The 19239-nt window shown below is 73.4% G+C and carries 14 protein-coding genes and 1 pseudogene; 6 read left to right on the top strand and 9 right to left on the bottom strand.

The genetic code is table 11. From position 1 onward, the window contains the following. Nucleotide 1 precedes the first annotated feature (1 nt). Nucleotides 2-2827 carry an NHLP bacteriocin export ABC transporter permease/ATPase subunit gene (locus ACZ4MF_RS22340; RefSeq protein ID WP_467493682.1) on the top strand — a complete coding sequence of 942 codons (2826 nt, stop codon included), beginning with the start codon at nucleotides 2-4 and terminating at the stop codon, nucleotides 2825-2827. Here the strand turns inward: ACZ4MF_RS22340 and ACZ4MF_RS22335 are convergent, their stop codons facing one another. The 3 genes from ACZ4MF_RS22335 to ACZ4MF_RS22325 all read right to left on the bottom strand — a co-directional run bounded on the left by ACZ4MF_RS22335 (nucleotide 2828) and on the right by ACZ4MF_RS22325 (nucleotide 4650). Next, nucleotides 2828-3694: a ribonuclease BN gene (locus tag ACZ4MF_RS22335; protein WP_467493681.1), complete on the bottom strand. Its 867-nt coding sequence runs from the start codon at nucleotides 3692-3694 to the stop codon at nucleotides 2828-2830. It lies immediately after the preceding gene. An 80-nt stretch (nucleotides 3695-3774) separates the two neighbouring features. Next, nucleotides 3775-4299 carry an SRPBCC family protein gene (locus tag ACZ4MF_RS22330; protein WP_467493680.1) on the bottom strand — a complete coding sequence of 175 codons (525 nt, stop codon included), beginning with the start codon at nucleotides 4297-4299 and terminating at the stop codon, nucleotides 3775-3777. Between the two features lie 6 nt (nucleotides 4300-4305). After that, nucleotides 4306-4650: an ArsR/SmtB family transcription factor gene (locus tag ACZ4MF_RS22325; protein ID WP_356029495.1), complete on the bottom strand. Its 345-nt coding sequence runs from the start codon at nucleotides 4648-4650 to the stop codon at nucleotides 4306-4308. 212 nt (nucleotides 4651-4862) lie between these two features. On the opposite strand from ACZ4MF_RS22325, the gene ACZ4MF_RS22320 reads away from it, so the two are divergent. Then, nucleotides 4863-6389: an MFS transporter gene (locus ACZ4MF_RS22320; protein ID WP_467493679.1), complete on the top strand. Its 1527-nt coding sequence runs from the start codon at nucleotides 4863-4865 to the stop codon at nucleotides 6387-6389. Nucleotides 6390-6765: 376 nt separating this feature from the next. Here ACZ4MF_RS22320 and ACZ4MF_RS22315 read toward each other — a convergent pair whose 3' ends face one another. Beyond that, entirely contained in the window at nucleotides 6766-7200 is a 435-nt protein-coding gene (locus ACZ4MF_RS22315) for a subtilase-type protease inhibitor (protein WP_467493678.1), read from the bottom strand. Between the two features lie 421 nt (nucleotides 7201-7621). On the opposite strand from ACZ4MF_RS22315, the gene ACZ4MF_RS22310 reads away from it, so the two are divergent. After that, complete coding sequence (locus ACZ4MF_RS22310) at nucleotides 7622-8794, top strand: lactate 2-monooxygenase (RefSeq protein ID WP_467493677.1); 1173 nt, start codon at nucleotides 7622-7624, stop codon at nucleotides 8792-8794. Nucleotides 8795-9224: 430 nt separating this feature from the next. Here the strand turns inward: ACZ4MF_RS22310 and ACZ4MF_RS22305 are convergent, their stop codons facing one another. The 3 genes from ACZ4MF_RS22305 to ACZ4MF_RS22295 all read right to left on the bottom strand — a co-directional run bounded on the left by ACZ4MF_RS22305 (nucleotide 9225) and on the right by ACZ4MF_RS22295 (nucleotide 11882). Continuing rightward, the gene (locus tag ACZ4MF_RS22305) at nucleotides 9225-10967 is read right to left on the bottom strand and encodes an RICIN domain-containing protein (protein ID WP_467493676.1); all 1743 of its coding nucleotides are present in this window, start codon (nucleotides 10965-10967) and stop codon (nucleotides 9225-9227) included. A gap of 294 nt (nucleotides 10968-11261) precedes the next feature. Continuing rightward, the gene (locus ACZ4MF_RS22300) at nucleotides 11262-11639 is read right to left on the bottom strand and encodes a toxin Doc (RefSeq protein WP_071371403.1); all 378 of its coding nucleotides are present in this window, start codon (nucleotides 11637-11639) and stop codon (nucleotides 11262-11264) included. 3 nt (nucleotides 11640-11642) lie between these two features. Further along, entirely contained in the window at nucleotides 11643-11882 is a 240-nt protein-coding gene (locus tag ACZ4MF_RS22295) for a hypothetical protein (protein ID WP_071371402.1), read from the bottom strand. A gap of 178 nt (nucleotides 11883-12060) precedes the next feature. Between ACZ4MF_RS22295 and ACZ4MF_RS22290 the strand changes: the two genes are divergently transcribed. Then, entirely contained in the window at nucleotides 12061-12576 is a 516-nt protein-coding gene (locus tag ACZ4MF_RS22290) for a methylated-DNA--[protein]-cysteine S-methyltransferase (RefSeq protein WP_467493675.1), read from the top strand. Between the two features lie 13 nt (nucleotides 12577-12589). On the opposite strand, the pseudogene ACZ4MF_RS22285 reads toward ACZ4MF_RS22290, so the two are convergent. Next, nucleotides 12590-14647: pseudogene (locus ACZ4MF_RS22285) on the bottom strand (glycoside hydrolase family 2 TIM barrel-domain containing protein); the annotation flags it as partial. Between the two features lie 114 nt (nucleotides 14648-14761). On the opposite strand from ACZ4MF_RS22285, the gene ACZ4MF_RS22280 reads away from it, so the two are divergent. Next, nucleotides 14762-17140 carry a SpoIIE family protein phosphatase gene (locus tag ACZ4MF_RS22280; RefSeq protein WP_467493674.1) on the top strand — a complete coding sequence of 793 codons (2379 nt, stop codon included), beginning with the start codon at nucleotides 14762-14764 and terminating at the stop codon, nucleotides 17138-17140. Nucleotides 17141-17153: 13 nt separating this feature from the next. Here ACZ4MF_RS22280 and ACZ4MF_RS22275 read toward each other — a convergent pair whose 3' ends face one another. Beyond that, nucleotides 17154-17702, bottom strand: a complete 549-nt coding sequence (locus ACZ4MF_RS22275; RefSeq protein ID WP_356029477.1) for an RNA polymerase sigma factor — start codon at nucleotides 17700-17702, stop codon at nucleotides 17154-17156. Between the two features lie 47 nt (nucleotides 17703-17749). Here ACZ4MF_RS22275 and ACZ4MF_RS22270 point away from each other — a divergent pair, with 47 nt between their 5' ends. Beyond that, complete coding sequence (locus ACZ4MF_RS22270; protein WP_467493673.1) at nucleotides 17750-19147, top strand: serine/threonine-protein kinase; 1398 nt, start codon at nucleotides 17750-17752, stop codon at nucleotides 19145-19147. The last annotated feature ends 92 nt before the right edge of the window (nucleotides 19148-19239 follow it).

The following is a 19239-nucleotide window of genomic DNA, read 5'->3' as shown; positions in this document are numbered from 1 at the left end:
GATGACGACTGTTCAGGAGGGGTACGACGGCGACCTCGTCCTCGGCGCGCTCGGCTCGCTGGGCGCGCGCGTGGACTGCGCGGGCTTCAACCGCGTGGACCTGGAGGGCCCGCAGGTACTGTGGCTGGTCGCGGCCGGCGCGCTGGACCTGTTCGCGGTGGACGCGGCGCAGCAGGGCCACTGGCACCACCTCGGCCGGCTGGAGGCGGGCACCCTGTTGCTCGGCCCGGTCGCCGGCCCCCAGCACACCCTCGTCGCCCGCCCGGTGCGCGACTGTGTGCTGCACCGCGTCAACCTGCGCGAGCTGTACCAGCCCGCGAACACGCAGACCTGGTCGTACGACGAGTACGGCAACCCGCAGTACGTCCCGCCGGCCACCAGCCCGCTGGAGTACGCGGTCGCGCTCGGCGTCGGCCGCGGTCTGTCCGTCCTGTTCCAGGCGCCGATGGCCGAGGACCGCTCCCAGGCGCCCACCGACGACGACGTGTTCTGGATGCAGGTGCCGCCGGGCAGCGTGCAGTACGGCTCCCTGTACGGCGCGGAGGCCGCCGCCGATCTGCTGATGGACCCGGCGCTGTGGCAGTCCATGGTGGACCAGCAGTACCGGCTGCTGACCGCGCTGGACCGGTGGATCGAGCAGCTGGAGCGCACCCACGAGACGCGGGCCGCCGCCGGCATCAAGGCCGGTGAGGAGGTCCGCGCCCAGGCCGACCAGACGCTGCTCGCCTCCATCGGCCGCCGCTCGGCCCGCCGGACCACGGCCGCCGACGCGGACGCCGGGTACGCGGCCTGCAAGCTGGTCGCCGAGGCGGCCGGGATCACCCTCGCCGAGCCCGCGCAGAGCGGCACCGAGAGCGAACGCCTCGACCCGGTGGAGCGGGTGGCCCTCGCGTCCCGGGTGCGCACCCGCACCGTTCGGCTGGACGGGCGCTGGTGGCGGGAGAACGTGGGCCCGCTGGTCGGGCACCGGGCTCTGTCCGGGGCGCCGGTCGCGCTGCTGTGGCGCCGCGGCGGCTATGTGGCCGTGCATCCGGGCACGGGGCGCGAGACGCCGGTCGAGAAGGCGAACGCGGAGGAGTTCGAGCCGCGTGCGGTGATGTTCTACCGGCCGCTGCCCGACAAGGCGCTCACCCCCTTCGGACTGCTGCGGTTCAGCCTCCAGGGCACCCGCGCCGACCTGGTCGGGCTGCTCCTCGCCGGACTGGTGACGGTGGCGATCGGCGCGCTGGTCCCGGTCGCGACCGGCAAGGTGCTCGGCGAGTACGTGCCGACGGCGCAGTCGGGCCTGATCGTCCAGGTGTGCCTGGCCGTGATGGTGAGCGGTGTGGTGGCTGCGGCCTTCACCCTGCTGGAGAACCTGTCCATCCTGCGCCTGGAGGGCCGTATCGAGGCGGCGCTGCAACCGGCCGTGTGGGACCGGCTGTTGCGCCTGCCCACCCGGTTCTTCACCCAGCGCTCCACCGGTGAACTGGCCAGCGCCGCCATGGGCATCAGCACGATCCGCCGGCTGCTGGCGGGCGTCGGACCCGTGGTCGCGCAGTCGGTGACGGTCGGCGCGATGAACCTGGGCATGCTGTTCTGGTACAGCGTGCCGATGGCCATGGCGGCGCTCGGCATGCTCGTCGTCATCGGGGCCGTCTTCCTCGGGCTCGGGCTGTGGCAGGTGCGCTGGCAGCGGCGGATCGTGGTGCTCGGCAACAAGCTGAACAACCAGGCCTTCCAGACCCTGCGCGGGCTGCCCAAGCTGCGGGTGGCGGCGGCCGAGAACTACGCGTACGCCGCCTGGGCGCGGGAGTTCGCGCGCAGCCGGGAGCTCCAGCAGAAGGTCGGCCGGATCAAGAACCTGTCGTCGGTGCTCGGCGCTGTCTACCTGCCGATCGTCACGCTGCTGATGTTCATGCTGCTGGCGGGCCCGGCGAAGGGCGCGATGTCGGCGGCGGACTTCCTCACCTTCAACACCTCGGTGACGATGGTGCTGACCTCGGTGACCCAGCTGACCGGCTCCTTCGTCTCGGCGGTGGCCGCGCTGCCGCTGTTCGAGGAGATCAAGCCGGTCTTCGAGGCGACCCCCGAGGTGCGCTCGGCGAGCACCCGGCCGGGCCGGCTGTCCGGCGCGCTGGAGGCCCGGCGCCTCTCCTTCCGCTACGCCGACGACGGTCCGCTGGTCCTGGACGACGTGTCCTTCGCGATCCGGCCGGGCGAGTTCGTCGCGGTCGTGGGCCCGAGCGGCTGCGGCAAGTCCACCCTGCTGAGGCTGCTCATCGGCTTCGACAGGCCGGTCTCCGGCAGTGTCCTCTACGACGGCCAGGACCTCGCGGCCCTCGACCAGTCCGCCGTCCGCCGCCAGTGCGGAGTGGTCCTCCAGCACGCCCAGCCGTTCACCGGCTCGATCCTGGACGTCATCTGCGGCACCGAGCCGTACACGCAGGAGGAGGCGATGGCGGCGGCCGAGATGGCGGGCCTCGCGGAGGACATCAAGCGGATGCCGATGGGGCTGCACACGATCGTGTCGGCGGGCGGTGCGATCTCCGGCGGCCAGCGCCAGCGCCTGATGATCGCCCAGGCCCTGATCCGGCGCCCGCGCATCCTCTTCTTCGACGAGGCGACCAGCGCGCTGGACAACGACACCCAGCGCATCGTCATCGACAGCACCCGCAAGCTGAACGCGACCCGCGTCGTCATCGCCCACCGGCTCTCGACGGTCCTGGACGCCGACCGGGTGATCGTGATGGAGGACGGCAAGGTCGTCCAGCAGGGCAGCCCGGCCGAACTCCTCGCCGACACCGGCGGGCGGCTGCACGAGCTGGTGCGCAGGCAGATGGCCTAGCTAGGGGATGTCGTCGCGGTCGCCCGGCCCCCGGGGGGCCCTTCCGGCCCGGTGGGGGCGCAGGGACGGCCAGTGGTGCTCGCAGAACCAGCGGCCGAGCAGGGCTCCGCCGTAGATGACGAACCCGACGCCGATCAGCCAGGACTCGACCACGAGGACGGTGCCGACCGCGCCGTAGCTGAGCGCGTTGGTGACGATCAGCGGGGTGAAGACGAGGTAGGAGAAGGCGCGCAGGCCGGAGAGGCCGAGGACGGTGGCGACCGCGCCCGGCAGCAGGGCGCGCCAGTGGACCTGGCCGCCGAGCAGGAAGCGCTGCCCCCACCAGAAGAAGAGCACGCCGGTCACCGCGGACAGCACGATCCTCTGGCCCCCGGACAGCGCCGTCTTCGTGGCGGCTTCCTGGTAGAGGTAGGCGGTGAGCACCACGAGCCAGGTCGCCTGCCGCCACACCCGGTGCCAGGGGCCGGAGGCCAGGCCCCAGATCCGTTCGTAGGCGTTCTGCACGCTGCCGCCGAAGGTGACACCGAAGACGCCGAGCAGGACGAGACTGAAGGCGCTCGTCGTGCCGATGACGTTGCGCGACGGGCTGATGACGTCCGTGAGCGCGCGGGCGGACGCGCCGGACAGGCCCATGCCGTCGGTGAGCCAGGCGGCGAAACCGCCCCGGGCCAGCGGGTCGGCGGCGGCGACCACGATCAGCAGCGGGGCCAGCGTCACCAGGGCCAGGGTGGCGAACCCCATGGCCCGGTGCAGCAGTTCCAGCTCACGGCCGTCCTCGAACAGGGCCCGCACCCGAAGCCACCGCCAGGCGCGGTGCAGGCCGCGCCGCCACCGCTTCACGGCTCCTCCCGGGCTCGCCACCGCCATGCTCTCCTGAGCCGATTCATCCACCCCCACGCGCTCCGGGCAACTCGCGCGCACCCCCGTGCGGCGGCCGGCCCGCCCCGTCAGTCCAGCCCCGGCACCGGCGCCCCGGACGGCACGCCCGCGTCGAGGTAGGCGGCGTAGAACTCCTTCCAGGGCGCGCTCACCCCGGCATGCGGGCCCTCGAAGCGTTCGCCGCGTGCCTTGGCGTCGAGGGCGGCGAGGCACACCTCCCAGCCGGCGCCGTTGCGGGCGGCCGTGTTCGTCTCGCCGAGCACGTGGGTGAGCGTGAACCGGGTGCGCCGCTCCCCGACGGCCTCCAGGTCGAAGTGGAGTTCGTCGCCGCCCCACTCGAAGGACAGGTGCCGCAGCGGTTCGACGGCGAGCACCGTGCCGGTGAACTCGGGCGTCTTCGGGTCGGTGAAGCGGATGCTGCCGCCGGGACGCAGCTCCATCTCGGCGCGGAACGGGAACCACTGCTCCAGTTCGTCGGGATCGGTGGCGAACTGCCAGACGCGGTCCACCGGGTGGTCGTAGGTGCGGGTGAACCGGACGGCGGGGCGGCCGTCGTCGAGGGTGAGATAGGTGCCGGTGAGGTCGACGGGCATGGTGTCTCAGTCCTTCGGTGGTGGAGGGTGCGGGGTGTCGTCCGAGGTCGCGTCGAGGCGCCGGCCCAGGGCGTCCAGGCTGCTGTTCCACAGCCTGCGGTAGGGCGCCAGCCAGGCGTCGAGGGCGGCGATCGGGGCCGGGTCCAGGGCGTGGACACGGCGCTGGGCGTCCTGCCGGACCCGGACCAGGCCCGCCTCGCGGAGCACCTTCAGATGCTTGGACGTACTCGGCTGGCTCAGCCCGCAGGCCTCGGCGATCTCTCCGACCGGCCGGGGGCCGGCCAGCAGGAGGTCCACGATCGCCCGCCGCTGGGGGTCGGCGAGGGCGGACCAGAGCGCTGCATCGGACATACAGCGAATATGCATCGCCAGTTATATGCCCGTCAAGGAATGCAAGCGCGCGTGACGTGCGACACCCAGCGAAACGTTGCCGTTTCGCAGCGGGTGCCCTAGGCTCGCCCTGTACGAAACCGTTTCGTTTACGTGTCGTCCACGGCGGCACGCTCGCTGTGCCCCTGTTCTGTCCCGAAGTTCCGTCCCGAACGACTTCCCTGGAGTGGTTCATGTCCCAGAAGACCCTCGCCGAGGGCTCCCGCGCCGGAGCCGTCGGGATCGACAAGGCCGGTGCGGACGCCGGACCGGGCACGGCCCCGGCGAAGCGCTGGTGGATCCTCGCGGTCGTCGCCGTCGCCCAGCTGATGGTCGTGCTCGACGCCACGATCGTGAACATCGCCCTGCCGTCCGCCCAGACCGACCTCGGCTTCTCCGACGGCAGCCGGCAGTGGATCGTGACGGCCTACGCCCTCGCGTTCGCCTCACTGCTGCTGCTCGGCGGCCGCATAGCCGACCTCTTCGGCCGCAAGCCCGCCTTCCTCGTCGGTGTCGTCGGCTTCGCCGGGGCCTCCGCGCTCGGCGGCGCCGCGAACGGCTTCACCATGCTGGTGATCGCCCGCGCCCTCCAGGGAGCCTTCGGCGCCCTGCTCGCGCCCGCCGCGCTCTCGCTGCTCAACACCACCTTCACCAACCCCAGGGAGCGGGCCCGCGCCTTCAGCGTGTACGGCGCGATCGCCGGCGCCGGCGGCGCCGTGGGTCTGCTGCTCGGCGGCGTGCTGACCGACGCCCTCGACTGGCGCTGGACCCTGTACGTGAACGTGGCCATCGCCGTCGTCGCCTTCGTGGGCGGCTGGCTCCTGCTGAGCAACCACCGCGACGCGGCGAACGCCAAGCTCGACGTGCCCGGCACCGTCCTGGTCGCCGGCGGACTGTTCTCCCTGGTGTACGGCTTCTCCAACGCCGAGACCCACCACTGGGGTTCGCCGCTGACCTGGGGCTTCCTGATCGCCGGCGGTCTGCTGCTCGCGGCCTTCGCCTGGTGGCAGACCCGCGCCGCGCACCCGCTGCTGCCGCTGCGCATCCTGCTCGACCGCGACCGCGGCGCCTCCTACATCGCGGTGCTCATCACCGGCGCGGGCATGTTCGGCGTGTTCCTCTTCCTGACCTACTACCTCCAGCTCAACCTCGGCTTCAGCCCCACGAAGACCGGTGTGGCGTTCCTGCCGATGGTCGGCGCGCTGATGGTGACCGCCCAGGTGGGCACCACCCTGCTGCTGCCCCGCATCGGTCCCAAGGCCGTCATACCGCTGGGCTTCGCGATCGCCACGGCCGGCATGGCCTGGCTGACCGGCATCGGCCTCGGCGCGCACTACGCGAGCGCGGTGCTGCCCCAGCTGATCGTGATCGGAGTCGGGCTCGGCCTGGTCATGCCGCCGGCCATGCAGCTGGCCACCGGCGGGGTCGCGGCGGAGGACGCCGGCGTGGCCTCCGCGGCCGTCAACGCCATGCAGCAGGTGGGTGGTTCGATCGGTACGGCGCTGCTGAACACGCTCGCCTCGACCGCCGCCACCCACTATCTGACCGGGCGGGACGCCACCAGCAAGCTGGTCCGGGCGCAGGCGACCATCGAGAGCTACACGACCGCGTTCTGGTGGTCCGCGGGACTCTTCGCCGCGGGCACGCTGATCGCCTTCCTGCTCTACCGGCGCGGGGTGCCGCAGCAGGACGCGGGAGCCGCTCCGGTCGTCCACATGTGACCGCCGGAAGCCGATGAGCCCGAGGGGCCGCCGTCAGCAGGGAGACGGCGGCCCCTCGGCCCGTTCCGGCCCCGGGCCGGACCTGAGCCGTGTCGCTCTGCGTGTCCGAAACGTCCGGCATGTGAGACGCCTCTTCAGGGCGGTGCTGACGGCCCTGATTGAAACCGGTGTTTTTTCGCCGCTCCCCGGGAAGGCCCCCCACGGGCCGTACCCGGGGAGCGGCTGTGTGCCCGGAAGCCGGCGGGCGGCCCCACTCCGCCCGTCGGCCCCGGCACGAGATCGCTGGTTCCCCGCTCCAGTGGCCGCACTCCCCAGTTGCGGACCTGCTCCGGCGCGTACGGGTACCCTGCGATCCCGGTCCTGACAGGCGGGTCGCCTAGAAGGCGAAGACACCGCCGGTGATGGAGTCCTTGACGCAGGCGTTGCCGAAGGTCCGCTCGTAGGAGACGCGTTGGCCCTGCCAGACACCCTGGACCGTGACGACGACCGGGTTGTACAGCTCGGTGCACCACACGCCCTCGGCGGGCTTCAGCGCGTTGAAGTCACCGCCGGTGCCGCGCAGTTCCGCGCAGGCGCGGGCCGCGTCCGGGTGGGTGCCGGAGGCCGTGGGGGCACAGGTGAGGGTGACGGCGCGCTCCGGCATGGCCGTCGCCGCGTCGTTGCCGTGCCCCACGGTGAGCACCAGCGCCGAGGGTGCGTACAGCGACGACGGGGCGGCGCCCGGTGCAGCGACGGCGGCCCCGGTCAGGGGTCCGCAAACGGCGGCGGCCGTGAGGCCGAGGGCCGCTGCCCAGCGCGCGGTGTTCCGCATTGTGTGCATCCTTCCGCTCAATCGGACGAGGTGCCACCCCGTGCCCGGATCGGACGCCGGAGCGGCGAGCGCCACTCTGCCGAGTCCCCGGTCGAAACACACATCGAACGCACAGGTTTCGGTAACCTTTCGTGTTGAATCAGTGGCGTGATGTCACGGAATTTGCACACCGTGACCCGGGAACTGAGCGGGTTCCGCGCTCCGCGAGCCATCCGATGGCCGAAAATCACCGCATCGTTAATCGTCCTGAAACACTCCGGCCCGGTCGCCCTTGAAGCGATTCATGACTCCTCGTGTTCATCTGGCGATCATGAAGTGATCACCGGCCCCGGGCCCCGGCCGACGCCCGCCCGGCTACCCGCCAGTATGGTCGGGCTGCACCTGAACCCCATCTCATCGGCGACGAGAGGCGGACGGCCGGATGGCGAAGCACTGGGCCGACTTCCAGTACGAGATCTATCTGAACGGGATGACGGGTGCCGTGCCCCGGCTGCCCACCGATCTGACCCGGCTGGAAGAGCTGGCCGAACACCGGCTCGCCCCGGGTCCGGTGGGGTACGTGGCGGGCAGCGCGGGCGACGGCAGCACGGCCCGCGGCAACCGGGCCGCGCTCGCCCGGCGCCGGATCGTGCCGCGCATGCTGCGGGACGTCGGCGAGCGCGATCTGTCGACGGAGGTGCTCGGGCGGTCCCTGCCGGCGCCGCTGGCGCTGGCCCCCGTCGGCGTGCTGAAGATCATGCATCCCGATGCCGAACTGGCCGCCGCCCGGGGCGCCGCCGCGCAGGGCGTGCCGTACATCCTGTCGTCGGCGTCCAGCACGCCGATGGAGCAGGTGGCGCAGGCGATGGGGGACGCCGAGCGGTGGTTCCAGCTGTACTGGGGCAAGGACCGCGAGGTGACCCGGAGTTTCCTCGGCCGGGCGAAGGCCGCCGGGTTCTCGGTGCTGGTGGTCACGCTGGACACCCAGCTGCTGGCGTGGCGGCCCCGAGACCTGGACCAGGCGTACCTGCCGTTCGTGCACGGGGTGGGCACCGCCAACTACTTCACCGACCCGGCCTTTCGCGCGGGGCTCGCCCGGCCCGTGGAGGAGGATCCGAACGCGGCGGTCCTGCACTTCCTGGGCCTGTTCGGGGATCCGGGCAAGTCCTGGCCCGACCTGGCCTTCCTGCGGGAGCACTGGGACGGCCCGATCGTCCTGAAGGGCATCCTGCACCCGGACGACGCGCGGCTGGCCGCCGACGCCGGGATGGACGGCGTGGTGGTCTCCAACCACGGCGGCCGGCAGGTGGCCGGGGCGGTCGCGGCGGCCGACGCGCTGCCCCGGGTCGCCGCGGCCGTCGGCGACCGGCTGACGGTGCTGTTCGACAGCGGGGTGCGCACCGGCGACGACGTGTTCAAGGCACTGGCTCTGGGCGCGCGGGCGGTGCTGCTGGGGCGGCCGTACGTCTACGGGCTCGGCCTGGACGGACAGGCCGGCGTCGAGCATGTCGTCAAGTGCCTCCTGGCCGAGTTCGACCTCACGCTGGCCCTCTCCGGGCACACCGACCCGGGAAGCGTGTCAGCAGCCGACCTCGCCCCGGACCCCGCGCACTGACGGCCCGTCGGCCGCACGGCCCCCACTGAGGGAGCACCGCATCGCACACGGCCGCCTGCCCCTCACCCTCTCCGGGCACACCCGCCCGGGAAGCATGTCAGCGGCCGACCTCGCCCCGGACCCCGCGCACTGACGGCCCGTCGGCCGCACGGCCCCCACTGAGGGAGCACCGCGTCGCGCGCGGCCCCGCCTGCCCCTCGCCCTCTCCGGGCACACCCGCCCGGGGAGCGTGTCAGCGGCCAACCTGACCCCGGCCCCGCACGCTCAGGGGCCGTTGGGCGCACGGCCCCCGCCCTCCGGGAGCACCGCATCGCACACGGCCGCCTGCCCCTCGCCCTCTCCGGGCACACCCGCCCGGGAAGCATGTCGCCCCGGACACCGCGCGCTGACGGGCCGTTGCCGGTGGCGGGCGGAGCGCCACCGGCGGGGGTCAGGCGTCCTTCTCCGGCGGCCGCGCGGGCCGTGCGGAGGGGGCGCCCGTGCCGGCCACGGACAGGGAGCCTGGGCTCGCCGACGGCGTGTCGGTGACCCAGCGCTGGCCGGCCGACCGGTCCCGGGCCTTGACGACGAGGTCGGCGCCCGGGGCCGCGCCGGCGCCCGCGAGGGCCAGGGTGCGGTCCCAGCGGGTCAGCAACTCGCCCTGGGCGGTGCGGTCGTAGCGCACGTCGGCGGCCCGCTGCGAGCCCTCCTCGGCGCAGTCGCCGAGGATCACCACCCCGGCGTCGGCGTGCGAGTCCAGGCACAGGCCCGATTCGGCCGCGCTGCGCAGCAGCCCGTCCGTGCCGTACGTCCACTGCTGAGTGGCCGCCGGGGAGCAGACGGCCAGCACCGCGCCCGCCCCGGCCCTCGGTGTGCCCCTGATGTCGAGGCACAGGTCGGAGTCGGCGTTGCGCAGCCGGGTGGGCCGACCGGACGTGGGCAGGCCCGCGGTGCCGGGGGCGCCGGCGGAACCGGCGGCCGACGTGCCGTCGGTGCCGGGGACGGCGCTGGTGGAGGCGACCGGGTCGGTGCCGTCGCCGCCGTTCGGCCACACGCTGATCACCAGTACGGTCGCGAGCAGCCCGGCCGAGGCCAGCCCGACCCCGGTGAGCAGCGTCCGGGAGGAGACGGCGGTGCCGGACACCCGGAGCACGGCCGCCGGTGTCCGGGCGAGCGGTCCGCTCGCGCCGCCGCCGCGCCGCCGGCCGCGGGGCGCCCGTGCGCGGGCGCGCGGTTCGCCCGGTTCGCCGTCGGCGTCGCCGCGCCCGCCGGACCGGGCGACCCGGTCGAGCAGCCCGGGTCTGCCGCCGCCGCGGCGGCGTCCGCCCGAGCGCCGGGAGCCGCCGCGGGCGGGGCCACCGCGGCGGCCGGGGCGGGAGTCGAGGTAGCGGCGGGCGCCCCAGCCCAGCACGGCCTCGGCGAGCAGCACGCCGGGCGCGGCGTCGGCGTGGCCGAGTTGCTCGGCGGCGTGCCGGCAGTAGGGGCAGGCGGACAGGTGCTCCTGGACGTCGGGCAGCAGGGCACCGCCGCGGCGGATCGGGACGTCGAGCAGGCGGTTGTAGTAGCGGCAGTCCTTTCCCGGGGCGAGTTCCCGGTGGGCGCGCACCAGGCCCTCGCGGAATTTCTCCCGCGCCTGCGCGAGCGCGGCCGTCGCGCTGTCGGTGTCGATACCGAGCAGTGCGGCGGGGACGGTTATCGGCTCGGCCTCGACCTCGGTGTGCCAGAGCAGCGTCTGGTCCAGCCGGGGCAGGGCGTGGAAAGAGCGGTCGGACAGGGCGCGGTTTTCCGGTATCAGCGTCTTGGCCGCGCGCATACCGCGGCCCCCGGCGGGCTTTCCGAGGCCGGGCAGTACGGCGGTGATCCGGTCCGTGGCGGACCAGTTGACGACGGTGTCCCGGACTGCCACGAGCAGCCGGGGACGCAGCGCCTCGGCCGGTTCGCCGAGTGCGAGGCGCCCGAGGACCTGGTGGAAGGCGGTGGCGGTGACCATGTGGGCGAGCGGCCCGGACAGGGCGAGGCAGATGACCGCGTAGTCCTGGGCCGGCTGCCAGTGCCGGGCCATGAGCAGGGCGGCGGACCGCGAGCCTTCCGCATCGGAACCGGCCCGCAACGGGCCGGCGAGGGACTCGTCCGGTTCCCCGGGATCTCCGCCGGGCGGCGGATAGGGGGGACGAGGAGGGTGGGGGGTGGGCACTGAGCGGATTCCTTTGATGCGTGATGCGTGATGCGTACCTCTGCGGCGCGCACGGGGAGGCGAGTTCATCGGCGCTCGGCCGGTGAAGGATCCGCAACTGCCGGAAGAACTCCGGACTTTACCCCCCGCACGGGCGTGCCAACCCTCGCACAACTTCCACACGAGCAACAAGGCGCCCGCACAACATCGACAGTTTTGAAAGAAAGTCAGAAATCAAACGCTCACGGCTGTTCGCGGGTGACCGCATTCGATATTCCGAGCACCCCGGTCGCGCTCGGATCCGCCAGGAACCGTTCAGATCTGCCAGGAACGCAGCCGGTCGGCCGCGCCGTACACGTCCGCCTTGCCGGAGATCAGGTCGCGGGCGAGGTCGACGAGGGCGCCGTAGGGCGGGTCGATGCCGACGCCGCTGACGAACATGTAGGCCACGGCGGTCGCACAGGCGAAGCGGGCGTTGGCCGCGGGCAGCGGTTTGAGCAGGGCGAGGGTGTGCAGCAGGGCGGCGGCCCGCCAGGCGGGGTCGGAGTCCACGCCGAGCCGGGGCGGGTCCACCCGGTGCCGGGCGACGGCGGCGACCAGCGCGGAGAAGTCGTCGACCGCGGGCTGGTCGGGCAGGACCTCCTCATGGCGCTGGAGCAGCCAGGGCACGTCGATATGGATGACGGAGGACATCGATCAGGCGGCCTCGTCCTTGGTGGCGGGTTCGTCGTCCGGGAAGGCCGCGGCGAACTCCTCGGCGTGCGCGGCGAAGAACTTCCGGAAGGCCTCGGCGCCCTCCTGGAGCGCCCGGTGCCGGGCGATGTCGGCGGCGGCGGCCTCACGCACGAGGGCCTTCATCGACGTACCGCGCTCCTTGGCGATCTGCCGCAGGTCCTCAAGTTCCCGGTCGCTGAACTCCACGTTGAGAGCTGGCATGTCCCTCACGGTACCGCGCGGGTACTCACCCGTAAATACCAGCAGGTCAGACACTCCCCGGCACGGTACCTGCGGCGCCCGACAGCCATGTCCGATTCCCGCCGGTCCCGGGGCGCACGACGCACCAGACTCGGCAGCGGAGGACAGGAACAGACGCCAGGAGACAGAAGGAACCGCCATGGACACCCGAACCCGCACCGTGCACACCGTCCACCCGAGCCCGCTGGGCGATCTGCTGCTGACCGGCACCGTCTCGGCGGCCGGCTGCGCGCTCACCTCGCTCACCCCGCCCGGGCAGCGCGGCGCGCCCGCCGTGCGTGCCGAGGACCGTGACGACGCGCCGTTCGCCGCGGCGCACCGGCAGCTCGACGGCTACTTCGCGGGCCGCCCGATCCGCTTCGACCTGCCGTTCTCGCCCGCCGGCACCCCGTTCCAGCGGACGGTGTGGCAGGCCCTGGACGGCATCGCCCACGGCACCACGACGACGTACGGCGAACTGGCCGCCCGGCTGGGCGTGCCCCGCGCCGAGCTGCGCGCGGTGGGCCGGGCCCTCGGCTCCAACCCGCTGCTCCTGCTGCGCCCCTGCCACCGGGTGATCGGTGCGGACGGCTCGATGCGCGGGTACGCGGGCGGCGTCGAGAACAAGGTGTGGCTGCTGACGCACGAGGGCGCGCTGCCGCCCACCTTGTCATGAGTGGACGACCTCGCTACACGTCCAGCCGGCTGATGCGCACGGCGCCCTTCGCCGTGCCGGGGTCGGCGCTGGTGAGCGTCAGCCGCAGCCGTGAGCCGCGCACCGCGTCGAAGGTGATCACCGTCGGCGTGTCCGAGGCCGTGGCCCACTGCGTCCTCGCGCCCCTCACCGGCACGTACGCCCGCCCGTCCCACACCGCCACCTCGGCCCGCGCGGGCACCGTGTGCCCGGCGTCCACGGTGAAGGAGACCTCCACCCGGTCGAAGGCGCGGGTCCGCCCGGCGTCGACGCAGACCCAGTCCGTCGCCCGGGCCCCGCTGAAGGCGGGCAGCAGCCCGGTGGCCTGCTTCACGAAGGCGTTGGACCAGCCGGTGGCCGGATCGCCGTCCAGCATCGCGGCGGGCGGGGTGTCCTCGCGGCCGGAGTAACCGGCGTCGGCGTAGGGGTAGTCGACGGGCGCCGGGTGGTCCGGCCGGAACTCGGGCGCCGGGGTGCGGGACGCCTCGCGGGCCGCGGTGGCCGGCACACTCACCCGTCCCGTGCGCAGACCGGCCACGCGCGCGGTGACCGTCAGCTCGCCCGGTCCCGTGCCGGACCGCACGATGGCGAGGGCCTTGCCGTGGAACGCGGTGCGGGTGCTCGCCTGGTAGCGCTCGGCGCTCTCCTCACGGCCGTTGTCGACCCCGGCCAGTGAGCCGCCGGTCACGGCGAAGGTGATCAGGTGCTCGGCGTCGGGCACCACCACCCCCTGTGCGTCGACGATGTCGGCGGTGACGAAGACCAGGGAACGGCCGTCCGCGGCGACGGAGTCGCGGTCGGCCGTGAGGCGCACGGCGTGCGGGGCGCCGGCGGGGCGCAGCACGTCGGTGGCGACGACCCTGCCGTCCCGCCGGGCCACGGCCTTCAACTCGCCCGTACGGTACGGCACTTGCCACATCAGGTGCAGTTTGCCCGCGCTGCCGTTGGGGCTGGTGCAACTGCCCGGGTAAGGGCCGTCGGTGAAGGTCTTGTCGTCGCCGGTGGCCTCGGTGGTCTCCAGGTACGCGCGCCCGTCCGTGGTGCTCTTGACGTCGAACTCCCTTGTTCCCAGGGACTCTCCGTTGAGGAACAGCTCGACGGACGGCACGTTGGCGTACGCCCAGACCTCCACGGTGGCGCCCTCGCCGAGGTTCTCGTGGTTCCAGTTCATCGGCAGCAGATGGACCATCGGTTCGGTCGTCCACTGGCTCTTGAAGAGGTGGTACATGTCCTTCGGGAATCCGGCCGTGTCGACGGCGCCGAAGAAGGACGCCTTGACCGGGAAGACGCCGTACGGCGTCGGCTCGCCGATGTAGTCGGTGCCGGACCACAGGAACTGCCCCGCGAACCACCTGCGGTCCCGGTCCTTCTTGTGGCCGTACTCGCCGCTCATCGTCCAGGAGGCGAGGTTGTTGTCGTAGGAGGAGGTCTCCCGTCGGCCGGGGGTGTGGTTCTCGCCGGTGTTGAGGTGCTCCGGCTCCTGGTAGGCGCCCCGGGTCGAGGTCTCCGAGGAGGACTCGGACTCGAAGAGGAACAGGTGCGGGTACTTCGCGTGCAGGGCGTCGACCGACTTCGCGGTGTTGTAGTTGAGGCCGAGGTCGTCGAGCTTGGCGAGCATCAGGTCGGCGGGCGAGCCGGTGGCGGGCACGCCGTGGTACTTGTTGGAGCCGATGACCACCGGGCGGGCGTCGTCGGCGGCCTTGATCGCGCCGATGATCCGGTCGGCCATGGCGAGCCCGGCCGTGGTGGTGGAGTCGGGGATCTCGTTGCCTATGGACCACAGGACGACGGCGGGCGAGTTGCGGGCGGCCGGCACCATCTCGGTGGCGTCCCTCTCGCACCACTCGTCGAAGAACCGGCCGTAGTCGTATGCCGTCTTGCCGGTGCGCCAGCAGTCGAAGGCCTCGACCATCATCACGATGCCCAGTTCCTCGCACGCCTGGATCATCTGCGGCGAGGGCGGGTTGTGCGAGGTACGGAAGGCGTTGACGCCCATCGACTTCATGATGCGCATCTGTCTGCGGACCGCGTCGAGGCTGATCGCCGCGCCGACGACCGGCCCGGCGCGGCGCCGGGGGCGGCGGTTCACGGGCGCGCCGGAAGCACTACCCTGGAACGGAAGCGGTGCCACCTGTTCACTGTGAGTGTGCGCTTGGGAGCGGCGACGATGAGCCGGGTCTATCCGTTCGACGACGCGGCGACGGCCCGGGCTGTCATCGACGACGCCGGAACAGTGGTGGAGTGGAACGAGGGTGCCCATCGCCTGCTCGGCCACCCCCCGCAGGCCGTGGTGGGCCGACCCGCCGCCCTGCTGCTGGCCGACGAGCCCCCGGCCGTCCCCACGGGCCGCCGCTGGGAGGGAACGCTCGGATTGCGCCACCGGGACGGCCGTACGCTGCCCGTCTGGCTGCTCGCCCACCGCAGACCGCCCCGCGGCGCGCACGCCGGCGGCTGGCTCGTGGTCACCCCGCTGACCGGCGGCGAGCCGCCCGCCGCGGACGACCCGCTCGCCGAGGCGGTCCTGGTCCAGTCGCCGTGCGCCCTCGCCGTGTACGACGACACGCTCCGGCTGCGCCGCATGAACGACGCCATGGCCGAAGTCGTCGGCCTGCCGGAGGACCGGGTGCGCGGACTGCGGCTCGCCGAGATCGGCGGCAGGGCGCAGAGCGAGGAACTGGAGCAGGCCCTGCTCCAGGTGCTGGTCGACGGCCGCGCGCAGGACGTGCAGACCGTCACCCGCACCGGCGGCGAGGACCGCTCCCACGCCTGGCTCGCCCGGCTGGCCCCGGTCCGGGACGGCGACGGCCGGGTGCGCGGGGTATGCCTGGCCGCGCACGACATCACCGACAACTACCGGGCCCGGCAACGGCTCCAGCTGGTCAACGAGGCGAGCGTGCGCATCGGCAGCACCCTCGACGTGAGCCGGACGGCCGAGGAGCTGGCCGACGTGTGCGTGCCCGCCCTCGCCGACTTCGTCACCATCGACCTGCTGGACCCGCAGGAACAGGGCGGCGAGCCCCCGGCCCGCGTCACGGCGCCGGTGACCCTGCGCCGGATCGCCCACCGGTCGGTGCACCCGCACGTGCCGGAGGCCGTGATCAGCCCCGGGCAGGCCGAGGCGTACCCGGCCGGCTCCCCGCAGGCCGACTCGCTGACCGCGGGCCACACGATCGTCGCCTCCGTGGCCGAGGGCGACATCGACGAGTGGCTTACCTGGCACACCGCGCGCGCCCGGCGGGTGCGGGAGTTCGGCATGCACTCCTCGATGTCGGTGCCGATCCAGGCGCGCGGGCTGACCCTCGGGGTCGCGGTCCTCACCCGGTACCGGCGCCCGGACCGGTTCACCGCGGACGACGTGCTGCTGGCCGAGGAGATCACCGCCCGCGCCGCCGTCTGCGTCGACAACGCCCGCCGCTACTCCCGCGAGCGGGAGACCGCCCTCGCGCTCCAGCGCAGCCTGCTGCCCCGCACCCTGCCGCGCACGGCGGCGCTGGACGCGTCCTCGCGCTATCTGCCGGCCGCGCGGGCCGGGGTGGGCGGCGACTGGTTCGACGTGATCCCGCTGTCCGGGATGCGGGTCGCCATGGTCGTCGGGGACGTCGTCGGACACGGCGTAGAAGCCTCGGCCACCATGGGCCGGCTGCGCACCGCCGTGCGCACCCTCGCCGACATCGACCTGGCCCCGGACGAGCTGCTCACCCACCTGGACGACCTGGTGGTCCGGCTGTCGCAGGAGTCCGGCGGCGAAGACAGCCCCGGCGAACTCGGCGCGACCTGCCTGTACGCCGTCTACGATCCGGTGTCACGGCGCTGCACCGCGGCCCGCGCCGGGCACCCGCCGCCGGTGGTGATCCGGCCCGGCGGCACACCTCAGGCGCTGGAGCTGCCCGCCGGTCCCGCGCTGGGCCTGGGCGGGCTGCCCTTCGAGTCCACCGAGGTGGAGCTGCCCGAGGGCACCGTCCTCGCGCTGTACACGGACGGGCTGGTGTCGGCCCGGGAGCAGGACCCGCAGACGAGCCGGGACACGCTGTTCGAGGCGCTCGGGGTGTACGCGGGCTCCCTGGACGAGACCTGCGACCGCGTCCTGCACCGCCTGCTGCCGCCGGGCGGCTGCGCCGACGACGTGGCGCTCCTGCTCGCCCGCACCCGGGGCCTGCCCGCCGCTCAGGTGGCGACCTGGCACGTCCCGGCCGACCTGGCGCTGGTCGCGCCGATCCGCAAGCAGGTGGTGGAGCAGCTGGACACCTGGCGGCTGAGCGAGGCGTCGTTCACGGCGGAACTGGTGGTCAGCGAGCTGGTCACCAACGCCCTCCGGTACGGCGCCCACCCCGTGCGGCTGCGGCTGATCCACGACGCGGCCACGCTGATCTGCGAGGTCTCCGACACCAGCCACACCGCCCCGCATCTGCGCCGCGCCAAGATCTTCGACGAGGGCGGCCGGGGTCTGCTGCTGGTCGCCCAGCTCACCCAGCGCTGGGGCAGCCGGCACACCCCCGACGGCAAGACGATCTGGGCGGAACTGCCGCTGTACGAGGCGGACCGGTAGTCCGGGACGGGCGCTACGACCCCGCCAGCCAGGGCCGTACCTGCTTGCGGGCCTCGTGCAGGCGGGACTTGAGGGTGCCGAGGGGGATGCCGACACGCTCGGCGACCTCGGCGTAGTCCAGCTGGCAGATGTCCCGGTAGACCAGCGGTGCGACCAGGTGGGGGTGGGTGCGCTCCAGCCGGTCCAGGGCCTCCAGCAGGTCGACCCGGGAGCCGGCGATGACGCTGGTGGTGCGCGGGTCGACGGCGTACGCCGGCTCGATCGTGGCGGGCTGCTCGGCGGCGCGCCGCTTCAGCTCCCGGTACTTCTGCCGGCAGCAGTTGGCGACCACGGTGTACAGCCAGGTGCCGAAGCGGCTGCGGCCCTCGAACGCGGTGATGTGCCGGGCCACCTGGAGCAGCACGTCCTGCGCGGCCTCCTCGGCGTCCTCGCGGCAGGGCAGGAAGCGCGCGCAGCGCCGCACCACCTCCGGGCGGATCTCCGCCAGGAGCCGCTCCAGGGCGACGTGGTCGCCGGCGGCGGCCCACCGGGCGAGGTCTTCCAGCGGCGTCTGGTCCTGCACGGACAAGCCCCTCTTCGAGTCGATCTCAGGCCAGGCATGATAGTCGTATGCACCCCCTGGAGCGGATCGGCCGCTACCGACTCGAACGGCCGCTGGGCAGCGGCGCCTTCGCCACGGTGTGGCTCGCCCGCGACGAAGAGCTCCAGGCGCCGGTAGCGGTGAAGGTCCTCGCCGAGAACTGGACGCACCGGCTCGACATCCGCGAACGCTTCCTGTCCGAGGCCCGGCTGCTGCGCCGGGCCGGCTCCAGCCGGATCGTGCAGGTCTACGACATCGGCCAACTCCCCGACGGCAGGCCGTACTTCGTGATGGAGTACGCCGACGGCGGCACTCTCGCCGACCTGCTGGCCGGCGGCCCGCTGCCGGTGCGGGACGCGCTCGCGCTGACCGCGGAGGCCGCGCGCAGCGCCGCCGCGCTGCACGAGGCGGGCATCGTGCACCGGGACATCAAGCCGACCAACGTGCTGCTGCACACCGCCCCGGACGGCACCCGGCGGCTGCTCCTGGCCGACCTGGGCCTCGCCAAGAGCCTCGCGCAGGCCTCGGTGCTGACCCTGGCCGCGGGCTCGGCGGGCTATCAGCCGCCGGAGCAGGCCGAACCGGGCGAGGGCATCGACGAGCGGGCCGACGTCTACAGTCTGGGCGCGGTCGGCTACGAGCTGCTCACCGGCACCGTGCCGGGTCCCCCGGGCCGGGTCGTACCGCCCCGGCGACTGCGGCCGGACCTCGGCGAGGAGGTGGAGCGGGCGGTGCTGCGGGCCCTGGAGCCGGACCGGTCGCGGCGCTGGCCCGGCGCGCAGGCTCTCGCGCGGGAGCTGGACCGGCTGGCGGCGGCCCCGGCCGTGGCGCCGGGCGACGCCCGGCGGCTGGACGGCGTGCGCGGGCGGCTGAACGTCGTGACGATGTCGCTGGCCGCGGTGCTCGCCGCCGCGGCGGCCGCGGTCACGGTGACCGTCGTTCTGCACCACCGCGCCGCCTCCCCGGACGGGACGCGCGTGACGGACTCGACCGGGCGCGTCGTCGTCCAGGTGCCCACGGGCTGGGGCCACGAGCTGCGGGACTCCGGCTGGGACCCGGGGGCGCTGGGGCTGGCCAAGGGGCACGAGCCGGGGCTGGTGGTCGCCGACGACCTGACCCGGTGGTCCGACCTGGCCAAGCCGGTGAACGGCGTGTTCGTCGGGGTCAGCGAGCACGGCGACCTGGCCGGGAAGGTCAAGGCCCTCACCCACTCCGGCTGCCGCTACTCCGGCGGCCGCACCTTCGCCGGCACCGGCTTCCACGGACTGGTGCGGACCTGGAGCGGCTGCCCCGACGGCGGCTCGATCACGGAGTCCGCGCTGACCCCGGCGAACGGCTCCGGTCAACCGCAGGTGTACGTACAGGTGCGCGAGCAGGGAACCGGTGACGCCACGGACGGGATACTCCGTTCGCTGCGGGTCGGCTGAGGGACGCCTGCCGGGGGTCCCGGCGGGGAAGAAACCCTGCGTGTGCCGAACTTTTCGGGCACTGTGCGCATCGGATCCCCATGACGGCGCAC

The sequence above is a fragment of the Streptomyces sp. NPDC025793 genome, assembly GCF_055558375.1.
This window is presented reverse-complemented; position numbering and strand designations above follow the sequence as displayed.